Origin of the sequence: Psychrobacter sp. Arc29 (genome assembly GCF_041431175.1) — a bacterium.
Taxonomy (GTDB): Bacteria; Pseudomonadota; Gammaproteobacteria; order Pseudomonadales; family Moraxellaceae; genus Psychrobacter.
Map to the genome: position 1 here is coordinate 682,674 of NZ_JASMRR010000001.1, position 25,197 is coordinate 707,870.

The window sequence follows — 25,197 nt, forward strand, 5'->3', positions numbered from 1 at the left end:
ATTTATCATGAGGAAAAAGTTTAACGTACCAGTAGATACTTTTCATGGATTGATGTTCTATGTTCTATAAACATTAAGACAGCGATATTAAAAGAAACATCAAAAAAAATTATTAGAATATTGATCGTAAATCAATATGGGAATATCTATATTCATTTATTAACATAAATATATTTGTTTATATGAATATAATAGATGAACGGTATCAAATCTCAGATGAACGGCATTGTTACTCTCTATATATTCGGTAATACTAATATATAGAGAGAGTGATACAGAACTTACAAAACAAAACGTCTCATTTATTGAACGTTAACACCAGTAACATTTGACAAGGTTTCATTATTATAGATTCATAACTCGTTTTATTTGGTCATATCGACTCTCTTGCAAGATGGATTTTATCTCTGATTTTTTAAATCTGACAAATCTGTAAGGGAGTACACATCATGAACCGCATCTATAAAGTCATCTGGAATGAAGCCTTAAATTGTTTTACCGCAGTCGGTGAATACGCAAAAGGGCGTGGCAAATCTTCCAAATCTAGTGTTAGCTCTAACGCTACTATCAATACCACATCCAATATATCTGCTATCAAGACATTACGCTTAAGTGCCATGGGGCTTGGGCTATTGGCGGCTGGTTTTGGTATGCAGGCAAGTGCAACAGGTACAGAGAATCACCATGATGGTGACTATAGTCACAGCCATGGTAGTCATGGCGTCCATACCCACACCTCTGGTAACAATAGCCACAATAGTTCTGGTCAGGGTAACCCCAGTAGTTCAATCGCACTAAAATTTGAAGGGGATAATGCTGCGACCATTACACGTACTAATGGCGAGACACTTAATATCTTGGGCGGGGCAACTGGAACGCTAACGAATGGTAACATCGGTGTGTTTGGCATAGGCGATACTTTAACCGTCAAACTCGCTCAAAAAATCGATCTGGGTACTGATGGTAGCCTCAAAATGGGTGATACTTTGGTTGATAATTCAGGTATCAAGATCACGGCTAGCAGTGCAGCTAATAATGTGACGCTTAGTAGTAATGGTCTAAATAATGGCGGCAATCAAATTAAAAATGTCGCAAGTGGTGTGGGTAATGACTCCAATGCAGCAAACATCGGTGATCTGAACAATGCAGTCGCAGCTAACAAAACCAAGTACTATAGTGTCAACTCAACTGCTGTTGGCAATGCCAATAACGATGGCGCAACCGGACAAAATGCGATGGCTATGGGTGGCAATGCCAGTGCTACTGGCGGGCAAGCCATTGCAATTGGTAGTGGTCAAAGCGGTCAACACACCACAGCAAGTGGAGAGCAATCCATCGCAATTGGTGCCAATGTAGTATCGAAAGGACATTCATCTATTGCGCTTGGCGGTGATGATTTAAACAATGCTTCAAAAGCTAATATTGAAGATAACTCTACAAGCGCGGTGCTAAACGGTGGTACCGTTAATACTGTATTCAAGGATTATGCTGGTAAGGATATGGTAGAAGCCAATCAGTTCGATGTGAACACCGAGTCAGGTGGTGCAGCATCGATTGCTATTGGTGTAAAGTCACAGTCTAAAGGTGATTTATCTACCGCTGTTGGCGTACATGCTAACTCAACTGGCACCGCATCCTCTGCCTTTGGTATGGGGTCTTCAGCTACCGAAAAAGGAGCAGTTGCGCTTGGTGCGGGTGCAGAGTCTAATGCTCAAGACGGTGTGGCTTTAGGTTCCAAGTCGCTTGCTAACCGTGCTGCTACTGGTGCACAGGGACAAGTATTTGTTCCAACCTCGGCGAATGGATCAATGATTGAATCTACTAGGAGTGTAACGCTCGGTGCTGTATCGGTTGGTACAGGAGAGGATGGTGGAAACCGTCAGATCGTCAATGTTGCAGCAGGTAGTCAAGACAGTGATGCAGTGAACGTGTCTCAGTTAAAAGCGTTAGATACTGTCGTTGCTGGCATTGATTTCCCTATCCGCTCTAGCAATACACAGCCATACACTACGTCAGTAACAGGCACTAATGCGCTTGCCGTTGGCTCTAATGCCAATGCAAACGGTAATCGCTCAACCGTGGTTGGAGAAAACGCGTTTGGGAACTCAAACGCGACCGTCATTGGCGAAGGTGCACGATCTTCATTCAACGGATTTGCTGGTGGTCAAGATGCAAAAGCAGGTGTTAATTCAGTTGCGATAGGGCAACGAGCCACAAACGGAACCAGCGCAAGTCGTGCGGTTGCTATCGGCTACGAAGCTAAAGCAACTGCCAATGACACCGTTGCACTTGGTCTTGATGCGCAAGCGCAGGCTGTAGGCGGCGTTGCAGTAGGTCAAGGCTCTAGAGCAAATGCTCTAAATAGCGTGGCTTTAGGTCAAAACTCTATTGCTGCGGTACAAAGTGGCGCTTCATTCTTAACCAACATTGCTGCTGATGCCAATAATGGCACAGTCTCGGTAGGAGCTGTTGGAAGCGAACGTCGTATCGTTAACGTTGCAGGTGGCTCAGCAGATACTGATGCAGTAAACGTATCTCAGTTAAAAGTGGTCACAGAAACAGCTAATAGAGGCTGGGATATCAGTGCACAAGGTGACAGTGCTACCGCAAGTACGGTAGAACCTGGTGACTCAGTTGACTTCAATAGTAAAAACAGCAACATTATTGTCTCCAAAACAGCAAACAGTAATGATGTCTCATTTGAACTCAACAACGATCTCGATCTAGGAAATAACGGTAGCGTCAGCACAGGTAATATCTTTGGTGGTACTCAGGTTAATCGCTTGGGCATGGTCACAGGCGGTCTAGGATTAGGTGGTGTTACTACAGTCAGTGGTGCTGGTGTGACGGTAACGGGTACAAACCCATTATCTAATGCGACGTTGACTAGTGACGGTCTAAGTATGATCAATGGTCCGAGCATTACTAAGTCCAATGGCATCAATGCTGGTAATAAAAAAGTGGTGAACGTCGCAAATGGTGTCTCAGCAAAAGATGCCGTCAATGTCAGTCAGCTTAATAGCGCATCTGCCGCTGCTAGAACCAAAGTAGTCAAAGGCACCAATGTCGCCAGCGTGGACTTTTCAACTGACAGTATTACAGGGCAAGATGTGTATACCGTCAATGCTAATGGTTCTAAAACCTCAGCAGGTTCTACAGCTATAGACGTAAGTGCTACGACGGATGCCAGTAATTTGACTGATTACACAGTTGACTTAAGCCAAGGCACTAAAGACAGTCTAATCAAAGCAGATAATTCAGTGCAGTATGATAACTTAGCCAAAACTAGTGTAACACTAGGTAGCATGGGTTCAACTACCCCCGTTACACTGACTAACGTCGCTGCAGGCGAAATAAGCGAAGGTAGCTCCGATGCAGTGAATGGAAGCCAGCTATTTGAAACTAATACTAAGGTCGATAAAGGCTTTGCTCTGAAAGCTGCTGATGGTAATACCGTACAAAAGTCATTGGGTCAAGCGGTAGAAGTCGTCGGCTCTAATGACAATATCGACACAAGAGTGAGAAATGGCAAAATCGAAGTCAAGCTTAATAACGACCTCGATCTAGGTAGTAATGGTAGCGTCAGCACAGGTAATATCTTTGGCGGAACTCAGGTTAGTCGCTTGGGCATGGTCACAGGTGGCCTAGCAATGGGTGGTGTGACAACCGTTAGTGGCATTGGTGTGACGGTAACGGGTACAAACCCATTATCTAATGCAACATTGACCAGTGATGGTCTAAGCATGATCAATGGTCCAAGTATTACTAAATCTAATGGTATCAATGCTGGTAATAAAAAGATTGTTAACGTCGCAGATGGTGTCTCAGCAAAAGATGCCGTCAATGTCAGTCAGCTTAATAGCACATCTGCCGCTGCTAAAACAGAAGTCGCCGCAGGTACTAACGTGGCTGATGTTGTGAAGTCTACAGGTCAGAACGGTCAAGACGTCTACACCGTCAATGCAGATGGCGTTACTGCTTCAGCAGGCTCTGACGCCGTTACGGTCACAGCAGGTGACAAAGATGAGTTGACCAACATGACTGACTATACCGTTGACTTAAGTGCTGACAGCAAAGCCAGCTTGGTAAAAGCTGATAGCGCTATGCAAAGTGTCATCACTCAAATAGACGGCAATGAAGTTAAAACATTGGATAAAACGAACAATACGGCTAACTTCCTTAGTGGTAAGAACATTGTTCTCAGCGATGAGAATGGTGATATTAAAGTAGCGACAGTAGAAGATGTCACCTTTACTAGTGTGACCACAGGAGATACCTTACTCAGTACAGGTGGTGTGAGCTTCTTAGGTGGCAGCACCGTCAGACTCAGCAGCATGGGTCTTAATAACGGCGGCAATCGAATCACTGAGGTGGCTGATGGTAGTGAACTAGATGACGCCGTCAATGTCAGACAGCTTAATGGTGTGACAGAAACCGCTAACAAAGGCTGGAATATCAGTGCACAAGGTAACAGTGCTACTGCAAGCAATGTAGGACCAGGTGAAGCGGTTGACTTCAATAGTAAAAATAACAACATTAGTGTGTCCAAAACAGCAAACAGCAATGACGTCTCATTCGAGCTTAACAACAACCTAGATCTAGGCGATAACGGTAGCGTAGAAATGGGCTCAAGTTCTCCTTTTGGACTAGGTAGCACAACGACACTTGATCGCTCTGGTCTAACAACAGGTAACTCATACTTTAGTACGACTGTAGATGGCTTAGGCGTTAAAACAGGTAATGGGTTGATTAATACAACCGTTAGCAGCGTGGGTGTAGCAGTCTCAAGCCCTCTCTCTACGACCCTCATATCTAGTAATGGACTTAATATTATCGGTGGTCCAAGCGTGACCAAATCGGGTGGTATCAATGCCGGTAATAAAAAAGTTATTAACGTTGACGATGGCGTACAGGCTAAAGACGCCGTCAATGTCAGTCAGCTTAATAGTGCATCTGCCGCTGCTAAAACAGAAGTTGCCGCAGGTACTAACGTGGCTGGTGTTGTGAAATCTACAGGTAGTAACGGTCAAGACGTCTATACAGTCAATGCCGATGGCGTTACTGCTTCAGCAGGCTCTTCCGCCGTGACTATCACAGCGGGTGCCAAAGACGCGACCAACATAACCGACTACCAAGTGGACTTAAGCGAGTCTAGCAAAAACAGCTTGGTAAACGCTGACAATGCGCTACAGACGGTGGTCACTCAGATAGACGGCAATGAGGTTAAAACACTGAATAAAACGAACAACACCGCTAACTTCCTCACAGGAGATAACATTGTTCTTAGTGCTGAAGATGGTGGTATTAAAGTGGCGACAGCAGAAGATGTCACCTTTACTAGTGTTACCACAGGGGATACCTTGTTGAACACAGGTGGTGTCAGCTTCCTTGGCGGTAGCACCGTCAGACTCAGCAGCATGGGTCTTAATAACGGTGGCAATCAAATCACTAACGTCGCAAGCGGTGTGGGTAATGACTTCAATGCAGCAAATATAGGAGATGTGAATCGTGCTTCTGCCGCTGCTAAAACAGAAGTTGCCGCAGGTACTAACGTGGCTGATGTTGTGAAGTCTACAGGTCAGAACGGTCAAGACGTCTACACCGTCAATGCAGATGGCGTTACTGCTTCAGCAGGCTCTTCCGCCGTGACTATCACAGCTAGTGAAAAAGACGAGCTAACCAACATAACTGACTATGCCGTTGACTTAAGTGCCGACAGTAAAGCGAGTCTAGTAAAAGCTGATAGCGCTATGCAAAGTGTCATCACTCAAATAGACGGCAATGAGGTTAAAACACTGAATAAAACGAACAATACGGCTAACTTCCTCACAGGAGACAACATCGTTCTTAGTGCTGAAGATGGTGGTATTAAAGTTTCGACGGCAGAAAATGTCACCTTTACTAGTGTTACCACAGGGGAGACCTTGTTGAACACAGGTGGTGTCAGCTTCCTTGGCGGTAGCACGGTTAGACTGAGCAGCATGGGTCTTGATAACGGCGGCAATCAAATCACTAACGTCGCAAGCGGTGTGGGTAATGACTTCAATGCAGCAAATATAGGAGATGTGAATCGTGCTTCTGCCGCTGCTAAAACAGAAGTTGCCGCAGGTACTAACGTGGCTAATGTTGCGAAATCTACAGGTAGTAACGGTCAAGACGTCTACACCGTCAATGCAGATGGCGTTACCGCTTCAGCAGGCTCTTCCGCTGTCACAGTCACAGCTAGTGAAAAAGACGAGTCGACCAACATAACTGACTATGCCGTTGACCTAAGTGCCGACAGCAAAGCCAGCTTAGTAAAAGCTGATAGTGCCATGCAAAGTGTCATCACTCAAATCGATGGTGAAGATGTCAAGACACTGACCAAAGATAACAACACTGCTAACTTCCTCATAGGAGATAACATTGTTCTTAGTGCTGAAGAGGGTGGTATTAAAGTTTCGACAGCAGAAAATGTCACCTTTACTAGTGTAACCACAGGGGATACCTTGTTGAACACAGGTGGTGTCAGCTTCCTTGGCGGTAGCACGGTTAGACTGAGCAGTATGGGTCTTGATAACGGCGGCAATAGAATCACGGAGATTGCTGATGGTGAAGACGATACAGATGCCGTTAATGTTAGACAATTGAATGCAACCAACAGTACAGTCGACTTGGGATTGGACTTTACCGGAGACGATACCGCAGTTGTCGTCAATCGTAAGTTAGGTCAAACCTTAACGATCCAAGGAGGCGCGACAGAGCTGACTGAGAATAACATCGGGGTGGTCGCTGATGAAGAAGGCAATCTAAATGTTAGACTGGCTGAAGATGTAATACTTGGTAAAAATGGTAGCGTGAGAATGGAAAGCATGGTGCTTAACAATGCAGGCATCACCATCACTGATGGTCCTAATCAGACCATTACCCTAAGTAACGAAGGTCTTGATAATGGTAACAACAGAATTATCAAGGTTGGTGAAGGTATTGCGCCAACTGATGCTGTCAACTTTGCACAGCTCACAACGACCAATAACGAAATTGCCAAAGGCATTAACATTGGTGATGGCAATAGTGATAACGATCAGCAGTTTGCACTAGGCGATACGATCAATATCACAGGCGACGACAACCTAACGACTACAGCGTCTGCCACGGGTGTCCAAGTGACGCTCAACAATCAGTTGGACTTGGGCGACGAAGGTCGTATGCAAATAGGCAATAGCATCATGAATAGCACAGGTTTTACCTTTGTTGATAATGGCATGGGTAGAACCGTCAGACTAAGCAGCACTGGCCTTGACAACGGCGGCAACCCTATCCGCAACGTTGGCAGAGGCGAGCTAAATTCTGATGCGGTAAACGTCGGGCAACTAAGAGAAGTGACCATTGCCTTGGATCGAGGTTGGGATATTACTGCTCAAGGTGATGTTGCTACTCAGGTAAGACAAGGAGATGCAATCGATCTAAATAGCAGAGACGGTAATATCAAAGTATCTAGAACCTTAGTCAATAATGGGGCTGCTCTTGATGCTAATACAGGCCTAGCTGCTGTACCTGCTGGCGCTAATGATATTAGCTTTGATCTAAATCCAGACATCAGCGTAGTTAGCGTAACCGCTGGCGATACGACCATCAATGATAATGGACTCACGATTGCAGGTGGTCCTAGTATCACAAAAAGTGGTATTGATGCAGCTGATAACAAGGTTACCAATGTTCAAAACGGCGAAGTGACTGCAGAAAGCCAAGATGCTATCAACGGTAGTCAGCTCTATGCACAAGGCGCTGGTATCAGTAGCATCATCGGTGGCAACACGGTTTATAATCCTGACGATGGTACTTTTACCAACAGCAATATCGGCGGAACCGGTCAAAGTAATATCGATGGTGCGATTGCTTCTATTAGACAAGGCACGATAGAAATCAATGAAAACGTACAGGTCAATACAACCAATATCACCAATAACACAACCGATATTGCGGCCAACACCACAAACATTGCTACCAATACTAGCAATATCATGACCAATACCACCAATATTACAACCAACACTACCAACATCAAGACCAACACGGATAGGCTCGATGCTGGCCTCAACTTTGGTGCCGATAGTGGCGCTACCATCAACAAGCCAGTTGGAGATGAGAGTGTCCTAAGCTTCACAGGTGGTAATAACATCATCACCACCGCAGAGGGTAGTAGCATCAAGTTTGATTTGAATGGTAATATCAGCGTTGATAGTGTGACGGCTGGCAATACGGTTATCAATAGTAGTGGCATCACCATGCAAGATGGACCAAGTATGACCGCTCAAGGTTTATATGCAGGCAATCAGCGCTTAACTGGTGTTGCTGATGGCATAGAGCCGAAAGATGCTGTCAACTACAGTCAGCTTAGTGCACTTGATAGTCGACTCAATAACAACATGAACGACCTTGGCTACAGAATCGATGAAGTAGAAGACGATGCCAATGCAGGTATCTCAGCTGCGATGGCAATGTCTGCACTACCTCAGGCCTTTATTTCAGGCAAGTCACTTATCGGTGGTGGTGTGAGTACATACAATGGAGAAAGTGCAGTAGCTATCGGTTTCTCAAAACTTTCTAACGACGGTCGCTGGGTTATCAAAGTAAACGGTACGGCAGATACTCAAGGCAACGTCGGTGGCGCGATTGGTGCAGGGTTCCATTTTGACTAAAAAAGCTACTCAACGGTAACTGTCAGTAAGATATAAAAAGCAAGGCATTAGATGTCTTGCTTTTTTATGGGTGAAGAGTAAATATTTAATGTAATAACGATATTAATCGTATAAATCTTGACTATCATATAATCATTTCTTTAATCAATTTGCCAGTTTTAAGAAGGTAAGCATATTAAAAATATAGAGAGTAAGGATTGTTAGATTATTCGTTTTTAATTATTCAAAAACTCATTAAAAAACCCATATACAGGTTTGTTTTTAATGAGTATTCTAATAAGTATTATGATACCCAATCCTTTTACTCGTCCTATTACAGCTTGGATCACCATTGTGGTTATTGTCCTGCATGGTGTCACTGTATGGGCGATGATGTCCCTAGATAGCCCGCCACCTATCGAGCCGAAAAATAGGCCAAAAGCCATTCAATTGGAATTGGTAACGTTAGCCGAACCGGCTAAAAATTTACCTAACACAAAATCCCAGAGCAAGCCTATATCCCCTGAACCTTTACCTTCTAAAAAGTTACCAGCTGAACCAATAGAAAAAGTTGAACCCGCCAAACCATTGCCAAAGATAGAGGTTTCTACAGACTTAAAGACAGAGTCAATTGAGCCAATCACAACCAAAGTAGAAGAAAAACAAGCGACTACCGTAAAAAGTACGGAGTTGTCCAAAGAAAAATCTGACACAGCAATGCAGCCTACCAATCTGTCATCGGTACAAAAACTGACCATAATAGAATCCAGAAAAGTGGTGAGCGTCTCTAATCAAACAGGCAGTACAAAAGATAAAGAAGAGGATGATCTGTCTGACATGATACGTAGCGTGACAGAGCAGTTTAATCGTGATCAAGCTGCGCAAAAACGTTCAGCTGCCAAACAAGCCAATCAAAAGCGCGCCGAGCAAGAAAAATGGCAAGCTGATTATGAGGCATTCAGCCATATGCTAGTGATGGCTGCTGATCAAGCTGAAGAGCAAGAAAACAACCAAGATATGGTAGAAGATAAGGTTAAGGAAGACTCAGTCTTTGTTGCAGAGTATGGCAGCTGGAGTGAAGGAAAAGAGCCTAATACCAGTATTCCATCGTTGATATGGCGTAATATTGATCGTCAATTGGGCGATGTTTTTATTGTCATGTTGGAGCTGCACGTTGATACAGATGGTCATATCATTGAGGTGCAAGTGCTTGAGTCGTCAGGCAGTCCTGTTATTGACGCTGTTGCCACCACCCAAGTGAGAGCGGGGCAACTAAATCCTATATCAAACCATGATAAGGTAGTTGATGCTATTGTACCGATGTCACTAGTTTACGAAAGACCTTAATGCCAGCTGTTCATAAGATAACAAAAAATCAAGACTCAATCTCTCGCAATAATTAACGCGCTATTAAATTTAAAAGGCGCGCTCAAAAAACCACCATAGCGCCACTAAAATACCAATCAAAGACCCTATATAAAATATACCCCATTTATAGAATTGCGTGTGCCGCAGCAACAATGCTATGGGAAATACCACAGCGATAAATACCAGCTGCCCCAATTCTATACCAATATTAAAGCTCAATAATGCCAGTACACGTGCACTTGTGGCGAGTGGTAAATCTACCAACACATTGGCAAAGCCAAAGCCATGAATGAGACCAAAAAAGAAAGCCAAATAGACAGCGCGTACTCGCAGCATCGGCACCAAATTATTGAGTGCAGCAAACGCAATAGACAATGCGATGACAGATTCAATAAAGCGGGCAGGGATACTGACGATCTGTAGCGCTGCCAAACTCAATGTGATGGAATGCGCGAGTGTAAATGATGTCGCAATCCAAAACACTTCAAGTAGCGCCGCTTTTGGATTGGCAACGGCAACTAACTGCTTTTGCTTGCGAATGTATACCGCAGGAATGAGCAATACAAATAAAAACAGCAAGTGATCGAGGCCAATGAGCAGATGATGTATACCACTTTTTAGGAAGTTTGTCGCTGTCGCCATCCAGCCAGAATCAGCCTCTGAACCTAACGGGCTTTGTCCGACCGTTAAGACTTGTAGGGGTGCGTCAGAATCTGCTTGCGTCAATATTAGGCGATGATTGGCATCAATACCTGCTAATATCTGATAATCAAGATTATCGATTGGCTGCTCACAGCTTATTGCAAAATTGGTATATAAATAGTTAAAACCCCCACGTGAATTGATTGCGAGTGGTGAGAAATTTGCTGTTTGACACGTTTGTGCCGCGTTTTCTAGCTTTACTTTGGCAGTTATGAGCTGTTCTATAAGCGGCGTCTGTGATTTCACTTCTGCCCAGCTGACCTGACTGTCTTTGTTTGGATCTATATCGATGAGCAATGCCAGATCGCGCAGTGATAACTCGTATGTAGCATCGTACATAATGTTTGTGGCACTATCAGCGTCATCAATAGTAAGGTTCAAATAAGCGGTACTGGACTCATGCGCTTGACTAAAAGTACAGGCGAGCATGAGCATTAGTAAAGTGAAGTAACGATAAGTGTGACTCCAAACAAGTCTGCAAAGCGCGCTCATATAGTGTCATCCTTATTCGTGACTTGCATACCTAGATGCTTATTTTCAGTAATTGAGGTGCTTCTTGTCTGCGTATTTGAGTCTGACGTCAGTACAGCTTGGCAATTCATACAATCACTTATTTTACCCATGCGTAAATCGCGCTCTAGCGCTGGATATTCAAACTGCGTATCGGTTATAAACTGGCGTATTAAGTCGATATCTTTTTGGCTGTTTGCCCTCAGTGCTGCGGTGGCATACAGCTCGATATCCGCTGTTTCACGTTGCTGTTGCCAGTTCTCTTGGGCCAGTTTAAGCGCTGATTCCACTTGATTGGCAAGCAGAGCATAGGTTGCTTGTTCTCGCATATGAGCGTTTTCTTGACGTATTTGCCATACCTCAATGCGCTCTTTCATCAGTGCTAAATTTTGCTTAGCTTTGGGGTCATTCAGCTTCATTTGTGCAGTAATGAGGCGCAATAGTAATGCATCTTTATCGGTATGCTCTTGTAGCAAGTCGCGAACTTGTGTGTATTCACCGATACTCAGTAGCCAGTCGGCTCGAGCCATAAGTGCTGGTACGGTCTGATCGTCCATGACGTCAAATACTTGCTTGGCGAGCGTGGCATCTTGACTACGCAATGCAGCATCTGCTTGAATCAGATAGATCCAGCGTGCTGTCGATGCGTCTAGACCAGGAGCGATAGCGGCCAGTCCACTAAGTGTTTGTTTTGCTGCATCAAGCTCACCTGTCATGCTTTGTATTTGAACTTCGCAGGCCAACTCATAAACGCGCAGAGCAGGGTCATCGAGCTTTTGGCAGTAGCTCATGGCATCACTAAATTGACCTTGGACGAGCAATAAAGAAGATAGAGTCAATAACGCATCTGGATGCGCAGCATCTTGACCCAAGATTTGCTTCAATATTTCTTCTGCTTTGGCAAATTTATGATCCGATTGAAATGCTCGCGCTTGTAGCATTAGGGTATCTATACTTTGATCTGTGGTCTGATCTAATTGTGCGCGTGCTTGTCCTAACGCTCGCGGATCGCCTTGTAGATAGGCGCGTTCTAATAGCTCACTGGTTTGATCAAGGTTGTTTGACCCTGTATCCGATACAAAGTCAGCAGTGCTCAGGTAGCGCGGTGGCGGGGAGTTATCAGGTAAAGTCGCAAGAATTTGTTGATCGTTTGTGGGGATAAAAGGGGCCGCATGAATAAGCTGGATACTGATGAGTAAAAGAAAGAATAATTCGGCAAGCGTTTTAATCCAATGCATAAAGCGCACCTCAGATCAGTAGATAAAGAAACACCCAATCAGTGGACTGATCAGGTGCTGGAACTGTCTCATATTATAGTGAAGCGTTGGGGTCTTTTATTGCAACAGGCTCTGCCAAATTGGCTTCAGGAAGTACAATTCGATCGATATCCTGAGGCTCATTGGTGTCTAGATTATTGCTGGCGTCAATCACATCAGACGTTCTTTTGACAGCAAGTTCAGCTTTTGCTTGGTCTACTGCAACATCACTTTTACCTATATTTGACGAACTATCGTTATCATTGAAGCAACCAGAAAGTGCAGCTGATCCAGTGATCAATACGGCTAACATTATATAGCGCATAGTATTTCTCCTTGGTTGAGTTTCAGCTTATTGACTAGTAGCACCTGGATTAGGCGTTTTCAAATAAGGAAAGACCGAGTCAAATTCAGTAGCAGGTTTGAGCGTACCGTCAGTTAACAAAGCTTTACCAGCTTTAGCATCACTAGGGGCACATGGAATAACCTTAGCATCTAAACCAGAATGACAGAGCGCACCCATCGATACTCTCAATGCAATATCAGTGACGTCATCGCCAGGGCGTCGACCGTTCGGAAATCCTGCGGTATCTGCACCAGCGTTCGGGCGACCGTCAGTTTGGATGCCAGAGATGATACTGATCAGACCCAAGTCATTTTGCATGGCAGCAGGTACTGCCGCAATATCAGTATTCAAGCGCAGCATATCGGCAGGTACTTGATTTGCATTAGTAGGTTTGTTGACAGTAGGAACCCCTGTCAAAAATGCGGTCACTAAATCTTGACGTGGGAAGTTCGTTGGTGCAGGTGCCGTTGGATATAACGTCTGAATCAACGCTGGAAGCGTTGGATAGAAAACATAATTTTTAAAGTTTGCCACATCATCTTTTGGCTCTGAAGCATTAAATTTGTCTTTATCTTTGAGACCAATCACTACTTCGTTGACCAGTGGCATACCCAGTCTTGAAACCTGTGTCCATGCACCGCCTTTTTTGGCAGTGGTACTGATACCAGAAGCAGGCGAAGGGTTCACTAAGGTTGCCTGACGGACACTGGCTGTGGTCCAAGCACCAATCACAGGATCTTTACTAGTACTATTGACGAGGCAAGATTTTGGCACTTCCATCGCAATTGAGGTGACGTTTTTGTCTGCTAGTATGTTGGTTCCGGAAGTACGCGTGTCTAACGGGTTTAGATTCACTAAGTCAAATACTCGGCCCAAATCAATGGCAAAACCTTCAGCACGTTGACCGACAAATACTCGACCTTTACCACAGCTACCTAGATTTAGAGGCTGAATAAAACTGCGCGCGTATGTAGGGTAGTCTATCTCTTTAAAAGACTTAGTACCGATATAGTCGAATGGCTTATTGAAGTTTCCTAAAGGAGTGCGCGCGCCGCTACGGCGATCGCCTTTGACCATCGTGACATTATAGCTTTCACTCGTTTGCACATTTGCGGCTTGTGAGGCATCGCCAGCGTTAGATAAAGGAATGGCCACATTTGGCGTTGATGGATTGCCGTCTGAGTCAATTTCAATACTGTTTAGGTTTTGAGTGAAATCAAACTGGAACGTGATGTCTTCAACCGCATCGCCGTTGTTGTCAATATGAATCTCATAGAGTGCATCTGGATCTAAGGCGAAGTAGTTGGGCCCACCATAAGCATCTTGTAGCGGCAAATAGTTGGCAATAATCGTGACGTAATCTCCCCGATTAGCCTCATAGCTATTGAACATATAAAAGTCAGACGCATCGACTTTTGGGGTTTTGGTGATAGAAGGAGCTTCACGGTGACTTGATGCAACGGCGCTTGCGCTTACGCACAGTGCCATTGCTGCTATTAGAGCCTTGGTAGCATGTTTCATACGGATCCTTGTAAAGAAACTTTGAGTGATAGGGCGGTTGAGAGTCGATCTCACTTGCAATTACCAGTTAACGAAATAATATCCTTATTAAGTCGTTTTTAAATATACACTCTTTTGCTGTATTGTGTCTATCAATTTATTGGTCTAAATATATTGATATTTATCAATAATTTGGTGCATCAGGCTGCATCATAGGATCGGCATCTATAAAGGCTTTTAGCGTGCGACAATGCGTATCAATAGCAACAATATTAGGATAAGGAGTCAGGTCCACTTCAAAGCGCCGTGCAGAAGAAACCTGTGGGATTAAATAGCAGTCTGCAAAAGTGGGCCTGTCACCATAGCAGAACTGCCCACGGTTTTTATCTGCTGCCAATCGTGTCTCTAACGCTGCAAACCCTTCAGTAATCCAACGATTGCACCATGCAATGACTGCTTCTTTATCTACTGACAACTCATTACGTAAGTACTGTAAAATACGGCGGTTATTAATCGGATGGATATCGCAGCCAATCATCGCACTTAGCGCACGCACATGCATGCGACCAGCGGCATCTTGGGGCAATAAAGCGTGCTCAGGGTAGGTCTCTTCTAACCACTCCAAGATAGCTGGACTTTGGTATAATAATAAATCGTCCACTTGTAGGACCGGCACCAGTCCTTGCGGATTAATCGCTTTAAATGCGTCCTTTAACTGCTCATCTTGTGCCAGATTGATCGCGATGTCATCATAATCTAAGCCTTTTAAATTCAAAGCAATACGGGTACGGTGAGAAGTACCACTGCGAAAATAGCCGTAAAGTGTCATCATTATTTATGTCCTTATTGTGATAGGTTATTTGTATCAAGCTTATGTGAGATAAAGTAAGTATTATTGAGCCATGTCGCTATTAATTTGACCTGTATCTCACCACCAGTTCATTGAGCAATTCTCATTGAGCAATTCAGTATCAAGAAACAACAATTAAGTACACTAGAGACGAGCCATCATGCCAGCAGATAAAAATTTTTTAGATAAATCCGTCACGAGTAAAAATCAGAGTGGCATCCAGTCACTTGAGATTGGATTGTCGATACTAGATGTGCTTATCGATCGCAATGAGCCTATGATGCTAAAGGATATCGCTGAAACCATGCAAATGCATCCAGCAAAATCTCATCGTTACTTGGTCAGCCTCATTCGCAAAAATTACGCTCGCAAGCTTGATGATGGTCGCTATGGGCTTGGCGATAGAGTAAATGCATTGGCAGCATTAGGACATACTGAGCTCAGTCAAAACAATCTCTTGGCGCGTCTCACGCAGGTGGCTAATGAGATTAAAGATACCTTAAATTGCGGCGTGCAAATTGCTAAGTGGTTTAGCGAAGGCCCAATTATTATTCAGTCCGTTGAACCAGACAGTCCGATTAGCATCATTACTCGTATCGGCTCGCGTATGCCTTTGACAACATCAGCCACAGGGCAATTATTTGCCAGCTATCAACCTGATGCGGTCATTCAGCCGTTGGTCACCGCTGAATGGCAGTCAAGTAATGCCGCAGCAGATATGACAGAGAAGTGGCAGAGCTTTACTCAGCTGCAAGCCAAAATTCGTACTCAAGGCTATGCAACCGTTACTGGTGATATGCTCATGGGTATTAATGCCATTACGATACCTGTGATATTGCCGCATCTTGCCAATAGTGTTGCTAATAGTGTTGCTAATAGTGTTGCTAATAGTGTTGCTAATAGTGTTGCCGATCTATCCGCGAGTAGTGACAAAACCGCTAGCGAGGCTCTACCGCTAGAATATGCCATCACTATCATCGGAACCACAGAGCAACTAACAATGAGTGAGCAACAGAACGTAGTCGAGCAAATACTAGCAATCGCACAGCGCTATCAAATAGCATAGCCAAAATATTAACTACAAGCTGATTGGCTATAGTAGAACCTTAATAAAATTAATACAGCATAGGAAACGCGCTCGATTAAACGCTACTTTTCTTGCTTGCTGTGACTGCGTCTCCAGAGGCTGCGAAAAATACCATTTAATCTTCCTGTACCATTTTTATAATGGTTTCACTATATCGCGTTATCGTGTCGAGAGATTTATTTACTCATGTTGTCTCACTAAGTCCATCCTCTAAACCACGCAGGCGCTACTTGCTGCTTTTGCTTTTTCGTATACATTATTAGCATCTAGACCAGTGGCATTGACTTCATCTAGATAGTGCTGCGAGCCTTCCATCAATGGGCCCCTCCAGTCGGGGTCATTGAGTGGGTCAGGGATATCGATCATGATATCGCCTTTTTCCTTGGCAGCAGCCATGGCTTTAGCATTACTGACGTCAAATACTTTGGAAACATTTGCTGCCATCTGCGCCCCTGAATTGTCATCAATCACTTTTTTGAGATCATCGGGCAACTTGTCATATTTGTCTTTGTTCATACTGATGACAAAGGTAGAGTTATAAAAAGGAATGTTGGTATGTGTATTGATGAGCTCATCAAGACGGAAGGCCTGAATGGGTTGCCACGTAAAGCTAAGCCCATCAATAACACCGCGCTGAAGCGAGGTATAAGTATCACTGGCAGGCATGCCAACGGGTGCGGCACCAGTTGCCTCGATAATGTGGCTAGCAACGGCAGAAGGTTGGCGAATACGTAAGCCTTTCATATCCGCTGGCGTGCGAATAGGCTTATCAACCGTATGAAGGGCGCCTTGTCCAGTCCCGATGAGCGCGAGCAGGTGAGTATCTTCGTACTCATTTTTAATGACACCCTCGTCATAAAGTTTATGCAGGATACAGCTTTGCTGCTGTGCGGTATTGGTAATACCGGGCAGTTCTACAATCTGCGTTAAAGGGAACCGTCCTGCGGTATATCCTTGCGCTTGCATACCGATATCAACGATGCCTTTTGCAGTCGCATCATAGGTAGCGCCCGGCTTACTGAGAGTAGCAGAAGGATAAATCTCAATCTTTAAACGACCGTTTGAGTCTTCTTCGATTTTCTTTGCCCATGGCTCCAATGCTTCGGTATTGATGTTGTCATTGGCCGTCATAAAGTGTGAAAATCTCAGAGTCGTCACGTCGCCTGTATTGACATCCACGCTTGAGGCTTGTTCATTTTGATCATTGTTAGAGCAGCCAGTTATCGCAACTGAGGCCGCAAAGAGTATGCCTAAAGGGAATTTTACTTTCATCATTGAGTCCTTTCATGATGGTTAAATATGGTTCGCTAGCTATGCCATCTCTTCATTATTTTGAACTGATCACTACTTATCTAATTTCAAAGTAATGATTGATAGATAATGTAAAAAAGGTAGCAAGTAGAAAGACGACGCAGTTACTCTCCGACAGGCGCAATGTCGCGTGCTTCAGCCAACTCATCACTATGCAAAAACTGCGTATGTGCTGGCGCGCGTTTGGTGCGAGACCACTCATCTAGCATGTCTTGCTTGATGGCATCTGTAATCATCGAGACCTTATCTTCTGAGGTCGGGTCGTCATAGGTCAACTCGAGACGATGTCCATTAGGATCGAAGAAATAAATAGAGTGGAAAATACCGTGATTGGTGACGCCAATGACATCGATACCTGCGGCCTCAAGATGCTCTTTGGCAACCATTAGCTCATCACGATCTTTGACTTTTAGCGCTAAATGTTGCACCCAGTTTGGGGTATTCGGATCAAAGCCCATTTCAGGCTGGTTGGGCACTTCAAAAAATGCCAACACATTGCCATTGCCAGCGTCCAAAAAGACGTGCATATAAGGGTCAAAGGCTTTAGTCGAAGGTACGTGATCTTCTGCAAATGCCAAGATAAAATCCATATTGAGGTTTTTCTTGTACCATTCGACGGTTTCTTTGGCATCCTTGCAGCGATAAGCCACGTGATGGATTTTTTCAATTTGAAAGCTCATATCAAACTCCTTTTGATAAGGCGTAGTATGAATGTAAGAGAAACGATGCCAGTACTAATAGACCAAATGTCATGATGGTTCTAACGGCTCAAATCTACTGTCACTACGCCTTTTTTCTATGCCATTATTATTCGTTAAAATCAAAGCTAAGTGCGGGCAGTACTTTGCCTCGTACTTCACCAAACCCAACACGCACGCCATTTTTTTCGCTATAGCCTTTCATAATGACGGTGTCGCCATCTTCGATGAAGGTGCGCGACTCACCGCCCTCAAGTGCTACGGGTTTGGTAGCATTCCATGCAATCTCTAGCATTGAGCCATAAGAATCAGGCGTTGGCCCTGAGATTGTGCCCGAGCCCATCATGTCGCCGATTTCTACTTTGCAGCCAGTAATAGTGTGATGCGTCAGCTGCTGCGCCATTGACCAGTACATGTACTTAAAGTTGGTCTCGCAAATGACCGTAGCCGTTTTTGCATTTTCAGGCAGTAGCTCAACGGATAGATTAATATCAAAGCTGTTATCACTGTCTTTTTCGTTCAAATAAGCCAGTGGCTTGGGTTCTTGGGTTGGGCAAGCGGTGCTAAATGGTGCCAATGCATCCATCGTGACTATCCACGGAGAAACTTGCGAGGCGAACGTCTTAGCATTGAACGGACCTAAAGGCACATATTCCCACTTTTGGATATCTCGAGCTGACCAGTCATTGAGCAGTACCATGCCAAAGATATGATCAGCCGCTTCATCTACGGCGATTGGTTGACCGATATGATTGCCTTTACCAACGACAAAAGCGGTCTCGAGCTCAAAATCTAGGCGCTTACAGGCAGAGAAAATAGGACGTTCATCAGGGTTGGGCTTTAGCTGACCTGAGGGACGTACGACATCATTTCTACTGACGATGACGGTACTAGCGCGTCCGTTATAACCAACTGGCATTTCGGTCCAGTTAGGTAGCAGGGCATTGTTTGGATCGCGGAACATCGTACCGACGTTGGTCGCGTGTTCTTTCGATGAATAAAAATCGGTAAAGCCCGGCACTTGAACGGGCAAATGCATGGTAACGTCTGCTTGCTTGAATAGCGCCTTTTTTTGCAGATCGGCATTATCACGCAAGTCGCTGTTGTCACTAGACAGTAGCGTTTGAATGGTCGTGCGTGCTTGCGTCCAATTGTCTCGACCAGATTCAATAAAGGCGTTTAGCGTCGACTGATCAAAATAAGGCCCGCCATTTAGACTCAATAATCCTTCTGACTCCAGTACAGACAAGTCTAGTACTTGATCGCCAATGGCAACCCCTGCACGGCGAGCACTATCTTTAGTGTCGCTAAAGATGCCATAAGGCAGATTGTGGATGGAAAAGTCAGAGTCCGCTTTGATGTCGATAAAAGAGGTGAGAGTACTGTCAGTCGTTGACATGATTTGCTCCTTGCTAAAAATATAATTTAATTACGTTATAGTTAATGACTTACGTATAATGTAATTTATTGATATGTTGATTGCAAGTTTTTTGTGCCATGTCTTTTGCTTGCTGATTGATGAAACAAACCATAAGCACAAAAAAAGGCCGAGCAATCGCTCAGCCTTTTTTCATTTCTTAGTCTTTACTTCTGATGAATTTAGTCTTTTAAAACATCTGCCATCGCGTTGGCCACATAGTCGATGTTACTGGTATTTAGGCCAGCTACACACATACGTGAGTTAGATACCATATAAATACCATACTCGCTTTGTAGGCGCTCGACCTGTTCAGGCGTCAATCCAGTAAAGCTAAACATACCGTTTTGACGCGTGATGTAGTCAAAGTTACGGTTAGGGATTTTTGCTTCTAGTACCGATTTTAGCTTTAGGCGCATGGCTTTGATACGGTCGCGCATGGCATAGACTTCACCAACCCACTGCTCATGTAGTGCTTCATCGTTCATGACGATATCAACCACATGACCACCATGTGATGGCGGGCTTGAGTAGATGCGGCGTACCATCGCATTTAGCTGACCAAATACGCGCTCGGCTTCGTCTACAGTGAGACAGACGACTGACAGACCACCGACACGCTCGCCATATAGCGATAAATTCTTAGAGAACGAGTTACTAACAAACAGTGGCAAGCCCATCTCAACGGCTTTACGAATAGCGTAAGCATCGCTGTCCATGTCTTCGCCAAACCCTTGGTAGGCGATATCCATGAATGGAATCAATTCACGTGCTTTGATGACGTTGAGTACCGTGTCCCATTGCGCTTGGGTTAAATCCAGTCCCGTTGGATTGTGGCAACAAGGATGTAGCAAGATGACATCGTTTTTGTTCAATGTCTCAAAAAACGCAATCATCTCATCAAATTTGATGCTGCTGTTGGCTTTGTCGTAGTACGGGTATTTACCGACTTCTACGTCAGAGCCTTCAAAGATAGCGATATGATTGCCCCACGTCGGATCGCTGACATAGCACTTGGACTGCGGGAACCATTCATGGATAAACTCAGCGCCCACTTTTAGCGCGCCAGAACCACCGATAGTGGCGATGGTCGCGACCAAACCGTCTTGTAAGATTTGTGCGTCTTTACCGAACAGTAATTCCTGACAGCCTTTGCGGTGTCCAGGCAAGCCTGCCATTGGTAGATAGGGACGCGGCGCGATAGGATCAGCAATACGCACTTCAGCTGCTTTTACACAGTCGAGTACAGGCAATACGCCACTCTCATCATAATAAATACCAATACCTAAGTTGACCTTGTTAGGATTGCTATCTGCTGAGTATTTTTCCATCAGACCCAAAATTGGATCGCCAGCGTAATAATCGATACGTTCAAACATGCCATTTCCTTATAAGAATATAAACCAAGCAGCCGAAAATCATAGAGCAAATTGACGATGAACTCAACATGAGAGTGGGTTATCTTGAGCAATTAATAAAATAAATCACCAAATATCTTATCTCTCTGCAGAGTAGACGAGTTTACGGCGTGATGCATTACTTGATCGACAGCGTTTCAGGCTGATGCAAGTCGTTGTAGTGGGTGGCAAAGTACGTTTGCAAAAACTGCTTAAAGGCAATCGTAGCAGGGGACAATGCCCGCGAGGCGCGCTGATAGATAAAGAACTGACGCATTTTTACCGGTTGCGTGAGGGGGCGCATTTGCAAGCCGTTGGCGCTGACCCAATCGATGACCTCAGGCATATAGGGAAGGCATAAGGTAATGCCAAACCCTTGACGGGTCATCTCAAGCGCGGTGGACATAAAGTTTACTTTGTAGCGTGCTTGCTGAATCTGAGCGGCAATAGCATCATCCAGCTCGGCAGTCACCTGCTCAAGGAAGGGGCCTTGCAGGGTAATAAGCGGAATATCTAATAAATCCTGCCACGTGATTTCGGTTTTTTGCGCCAGTGCATGGTTGTCTGGCATAACCACGCAAAATGGCAGCTTGTATAACAGATCAGCACCGATATCATCTTCAGTTTCTATAAAACCCAGCTCAGTCCCAACCCCCAAATCGACCTCAATGTCTTGAACATGCTTGAGCAAATTCTCTGCTGAGCAATCCAATAGTGACACCCCAATGTTTGGGTATTCCTTAGCAAATTGCGCGATGACGGCGGGCAGAGAGGACGCCGCAAACTGTGATACCGCTAAGCGCACCTGACCCTGAGCTAAGCTGGTCAAGCTGCTCGCTTCATTTTCGAACAGCTGCATCTCATTCAAAATACGCCGCGCTTGTGGTAGTAGGTGCCGTCCGACAGCGGATAGGGACAGCTGACGAGTAGTGCGATCAAACAACACGATACCAAGGCCAGACTCCAGCTCCTTGATTAGTCCGCTAACGGCAGACTGGGTCAGATACATCTGTTCGCTGGCACGAGTAAAACTGCCGTTGTCGGCGACTTTGATAAAGGCGGTCAATTGGCGAATGCTGATATTCATAAGTAAACCTGATAAATAAATCATAAAAAACAATTAGTCTTATAAATAAAGCTAATCTAATATAAATACAACGTCAACAATAAAGATTGATTACCAATCGTTTTATCGCATTTTTACCACCAATTGACATTAAGGATGATTGCAATGGCAGATTTATTTGATAACCCAATGGGACTAAATGGGTTTGACTTCGTCGAGTTCGCTTCCCCTCAGCCTGATGCGGTCGACGCATTGTTCAAACAGCTTGGGTTTGCACATATCGCCAATCACAGATCAAAAGATGTGGCGCTATATCGCCAAGGTGACATCAACCTAATCTTAAACCGCGAGCCAAAAAGCCAAGCCAGTTACTTCGTTGAAGAGCATGGCGCTGGTGCTTGCAGCATGGGGTTTCGGGTAAAAGACGCCAAAAAAGCCTATGAGCGTGCTGTGGAGATGGGCGCGCAGCCCGTAGAGGTGCCAACTGGCGTGATGGAGCTGAGACTGCCAGCGATTAAAGGTATCGGCGGCTCACTGATCTATTTGATTGACCGCTATAAAGACGGCGAGTCTATCTACGATGTCGACTTTGAGTTCTTTGCAGATGTGGATAGAAACCCTGTCGGCTATGGCTTCAAAGTCATCGACCATCTAACACATAACGTCTATCGCGGACGCATGGCGTACTGGGCAAAATTCTATGAGCGCATCTTTAATTTCCGCGAGATTCGCTATTTTGATATCAAAGGCGAGTACACGGGGCTGACCAGTAAGGCCATGACAGCACCGGATGGCAAAATCCGTATTCCGCTAAACGAAGAAGCCAAGCAGGGCGGTGGACAGATTGAAGAGTACTTGATGCATTTCAATGGCGAAGGTATTCAGCACATTGCGCTCGCCAGTGATGACTTGTTTGCCAGTATCGATATGCTAAAAGCCGCCGGCATTCCACTTATGACTGCACCAAATGCAGCCTACTACGAGATGCTTAGCGAGCGCTTACCAAACCATGGTGAAAACGTCGCTGACTTGCAAACGCGCGGTATCTTGCTAGACGGTACAACAGAGGGCGGCGCACCGCGTCTACTGCTACAGATTTTCTCTGAGACCATCTTAGGCAGCCCAGTATTTTTTGAATTTATCCAGCGTAAAGGTGATTATGCAGACGGTTTTGGTGAAGGTAATTTCAAAGCATTGTTTGAATCGATAGAGCGTGACCAAGTGCGTCGTGGCACAGTCGGTCAGCAAGAGACCAATCAATCAGAAACAGAAACGCCGTAGATCACACTACATTTAGAAAAAATTTAGAAAACAAACGGACAAGGCAAAAGGAGTTTGGCTTGTCCTTAATAGATACCCTTTAACAGGTACTTTTCAATAGATACGTTACTGACAAGTATAGATATAAAGGTAACGTACTCACTGCGATAAAAGGAACACAGGCATGGAACGCCTCTCACAGATAGATTCTCCTAATACAGCCATCGGTGCCAATAGTTCTGTAGCCAATCAGCAGGGCGGTGATGCGTCTGCTCATCATAACGCGACCGATAAAAAGCAGCCCTATATCTCACATCAGCCAGATGCCAACGGTCATATTCATTATAGTGACGATGAAAATGCAATGTGGCAGGCGTTGCTTACGCGTCAAGCTGAGCAAATCCCTAACCGCGCTTGCCCCGCCTATCTAGAAGGTTTGACGAAGCTAAATCTACCGACGACGCATATCCCGCAGTTGCATGATATCGATGAGGTGCTACAAGCGACCACCGGTTGGCAAACCGCTGCTGTGCCTGCATTAATCAGCTTTGGCAAATTCTTCAAACTACTCGCCAATAAATCCTTTCCTGTCGCGACGTTTATTCGCCGATTTGAGGATATGGACTATATCGAAGAGCCGGATATTTTTCACGAAATCGTTGGACATTGCCCGCTGTTGACTCATCCAGCCTTTGCAGCTTTTAACGAGACGTATGGCAAGCTTGGTCTAAGTGCAACCAAAGAAGAAAGATGGTTTTTAGCACGGTTGTATTGGTTTACCATCGAGTTTGGATTGGTCGGCAGTCGTGTCGAAAATCGTAGAATCTATGGCGGTGGTATATTGAGCTCGCCTTCTGAAACGATCTACGCACTTGATCGGACGCCGCAAGAGCTTTCAATCGCTCAAAATAAGCCGCAATCTCAACCTGAACACCGAGCATTTGATTTGCTTGATGTACTGCGTACGCCTTATCGTATTGATCAAATACAGCCGATTTATTACGTGATTGACGAATTAGATACGCTATTTGATATCGTTGATAGCGACATCATGGGTACGGTCAAGCAGGCGATGTCACTTGGGTTATTTGAGCCGACCTATCCAGAAAAAACCCGTTAAAATTTAAATGTAAACGTAAATGCAATCACTTCAGTACCGAGTATTGAAATAGCGATACAGTTATTTCAACATGGATGTACGAGTATTAAAAAAACAGCTATTAAAAACAAACAACTTAAAAGGATTTTATTATGACAGCTCTATCACAAAACAGTTGCGAAGCCTGCCGCATTGGCGCACCAAAAGTCGACGATGCCGAGGCACGCGAGCTATTACCACAAATTCCTGATTGGTCATTGATTGAGGTAGATGGTATCCAGCAATTGCAGCGTCAGTACAAATTTAAAAACTTCGTCGCAGCGATGGATTTTGCCAACCAATTGGCAGACATTGCTGAAGCAGAAGGGCATCATCCGGGTATATTGGTAGAGTGGGGCAAAGCGACCGTCACATGGTGGTCACACAGTATCAAAGGTCTGCATCGTAATGACTTCGTCATGGCGGCTAAAACCGATGAGTTACTTGATAAGTAACTCATAAGTCATTCGGTTATTCACTAGCAAATCAGTTCTCTAACGCTCCCAAATTCAAACCCAATCTAATGCCAGCCTGAGCTGGCATTTTAAGGATGTGTCATGCCACCAAAACCGCTCACCCAGATCAGCGCCAAGCTTGCCTTTATTATCTCAGCCATCGTCATTGCTATTAT

The 25,197-nt window shown here is 44.7% G+C and carries 16 protein-coding genes; 6 read left to right on the plus strand and 10 right to left on the minus strand.

The features are described 5' to 3' along the window. Nucleotides 1–449 precede the first annotated feature (449 nt). The gene (locus QO189_RS02880; protein WP_371531429.1) at nt 450–8,681 is read left to right on the plus strand and encodes an ESPR-type extended signal peptide-containing protein; all 8,232 of its coding nucleotides are present in this window, start codon (nt 450–452) and stop codon (nt 8,679–8,681) included. Nucleotides 8,682–8,945: 264 nt separating this feature from the next. Continuing rightward, a complete protein-coding gene (locus QO189_RS02885) occupies nt 8,946–10,007 on the plus strand; it encodes an energy transducer TonB (RefSeq protein ID WP_371531430.1) in 1,062 nt (353 codons plus the stop codon). A gap of 69 nt (nt 10,008–10,076) precedes the next feature. Here the strand turns inward: QO189_RS02885 and QO189_RS02890 are convergent, their stop codons facing one another. The 5 genes from QO189_RS02890 to maiA all read right to left on the minus strand — a co-directional run bounded on the left by QO189_RS02890 (nt 10,077) and on the right by maiA (nt 15,171). Further along, on the minus strand, nt 10,077–11,222 hold the full coding sequence (locus QO189_RS02890) for a HupE/UreJ family protein (protein ID WP_371531431.1): 1,146 nt from the start codon (nt 11,220–11,222) through the stop codon (nt 10,077–10,079). Further along, the gene (locus QO189_RS02895) at nt 11,219–12,478 is read right to left on the minus strand and encodes a tetratricopeptide repeat protein (protein ID WP_371531432.1); all 1,260 of its coding nucleotides are present in this window, start codon (nt 12,476–12,478) and stop codon (nt 11,219–11,221) included. The genes QO189_RS02890 and QO189_RS02895 overlap by 4 nt, the downstream gene beginning before the upstream one ends. Nucleotides 12,479–12,551: 73 nt before the next feature. Further along, nucleotides 12,552–12,821 (minus strand): hypothetical protein, encoded by a 270-nt coding sequence (locus tag QO189_RS02900; protein WP_371531433.1) that lies wholly within the window; start codon nt 12,819–12,821, stop codon nt 12,552–12,554. 27 nt (nt 12,822–12,848) lie between these two features. Further along, nucleotides 12,849–14,363 (minus strand): DUF4331 domain-containing protein, encoded by a 1,515-nt coding sequence (locus tag QO189_RS02905; protein ID WP_371531434.1) that lies wholly within the window; start codon nt 14,361–14,363, stop codon nt 12,849–12,851. Between the two features lie 163 nt (nt 14,364–14,526). Next, nucleotides 14,527–15,171 (minus strand): maleylacetoacetate isomerase, encoded by a 645-nt coding sequence (gene maiA / locus QO189_RS02910; protein ID WP_371531463.1) that lies wholly within the window; start codon nt 15,169–15,171, stop codon nt 14,527–14,529. Between the two features lie 181 nt (nt 15,172–15,352). On the opposite strand from maiA, the gene QO189_RS02915 reads away from it, so the two are divergent. Continuing rightward, nucleotides 15,353–16,258 (plus strand): IclR family transcriptional regulator, encoded by a 906-nt coding sequence (locus QO189_RS02915; RefSeq protein WP_371531435.1) that lies wholly within the window; start codon nt 15,353–15,355, stop codon nt 16,256–16,258. A gap of 231 nt (nt 16,259–16,489) precedes the next feature. Here the strand turns inward: QO189_RS02915 and dctP are convergent, their stop codons facing one another. The 5 genes from dctP to QO189_RS02940 form a co-directional block, all read right to left on the minus strand. Next, entirely contained in the window at nt 16,490–17,551 is a 1,062-nt protein-coding gene (gene dctP / locus QO189_RS02920) for a TRAP transporter substrate-binding protein DctP (RefSeq protein WP_371531436.1), read from the minus strand. Between the two features lie 143 nt (nt 17,552–17,694). After that, nucleotides 17,695–18,270, minus strand: coding sequence for a VOC family protein (locus QO189_RS02925; protein WP_371531437.1), 576 nt, complete (start codon nt 18,268–18,270; stop codon nt 17,695–17,697). 127 nt (nt 18,271–18,397) lie between these two features. Continuing rightward, nucleotides 18,398–19,687 (minus strand): fumarylacetoacetase, encoded by a 1,290-nt coding sequence (fahA, locus tag QO189_RS02930; RefSeq protein ID WP_371531438.1) that lies wholly within the window; start codon nt 19,685–19,687, stop codon nt 18,398–18,400. A gap of 200 nt (nt 19,688–19,887) precedes the next feature. Continuing rightward, nucleotides 19,888–21,084 (minus strand): aromatic amino acid transaminase, encoded by a 1,197-nt coding sequence (locus QO189_RS02935; protein ID WP_371531439.1) that lies wholly within the window; start codon nt 21,082–21,084, stop codon nt 19,888–19,890. 157 nt (nt 21,085–21,241) lie between these two features. Continuing rightward, nucleotides 21,242–22,189, minus strand: coding sequence for a LysR substrate-binding domain-containing protein (locus tag QO189_RS02940; protein ID WP_371531440.1), 948 nt, complete (start codon nt 22,187–22,189; stop codon nt 21,242–21,244). Nucleotides 22,190–22,333: 144 nt separating this feature from the next. On the opposite strand from QO189_RS02940, the gene hppD reads away from it, so the two are divergent. From hppD to QO189_RS02955, 3 genes are all read left to right on the plus strand, one after another. Then, complete coding sequence (gene hppD / locus QO189_RS02945; RefSeq protein WP_238037833.1) at nt 22,334–23,449, plus strand: 4-hydroxyphenylpyruvate dioxygenase; 1,116 nt, start codon at nt 22,334–22,336, stop codon at nt 23,447–23,449. A gap of 163 nt (nt 23,450–23,612) precedes the next feature. Continuing rightward, entirely contained in the window at nt 23,613–24,548 is a 936-nt protein-coding gene (phhA, locus tag QO189_RS02950) for a phenylalanine 4-monooxygenase (protein ID WP_371531441.1), read from the plus strand. 131 nt (nt 24,549–24,679) lie between these two features. Continuing rightward, nucleotides 24,680–25,021, plus strand: coding sequence for a 4a-hydroxytetrahydrobiopterin dehydratase (locus QO189_RS02955; RefSeq protein WP_371531442.1), 342 nt, complete (start codon nt 24,680–24,682; stop codon nt 25,019–25,021). Nucleotides 25,022–25,197 lie beyond the last annotated feature (176 nt).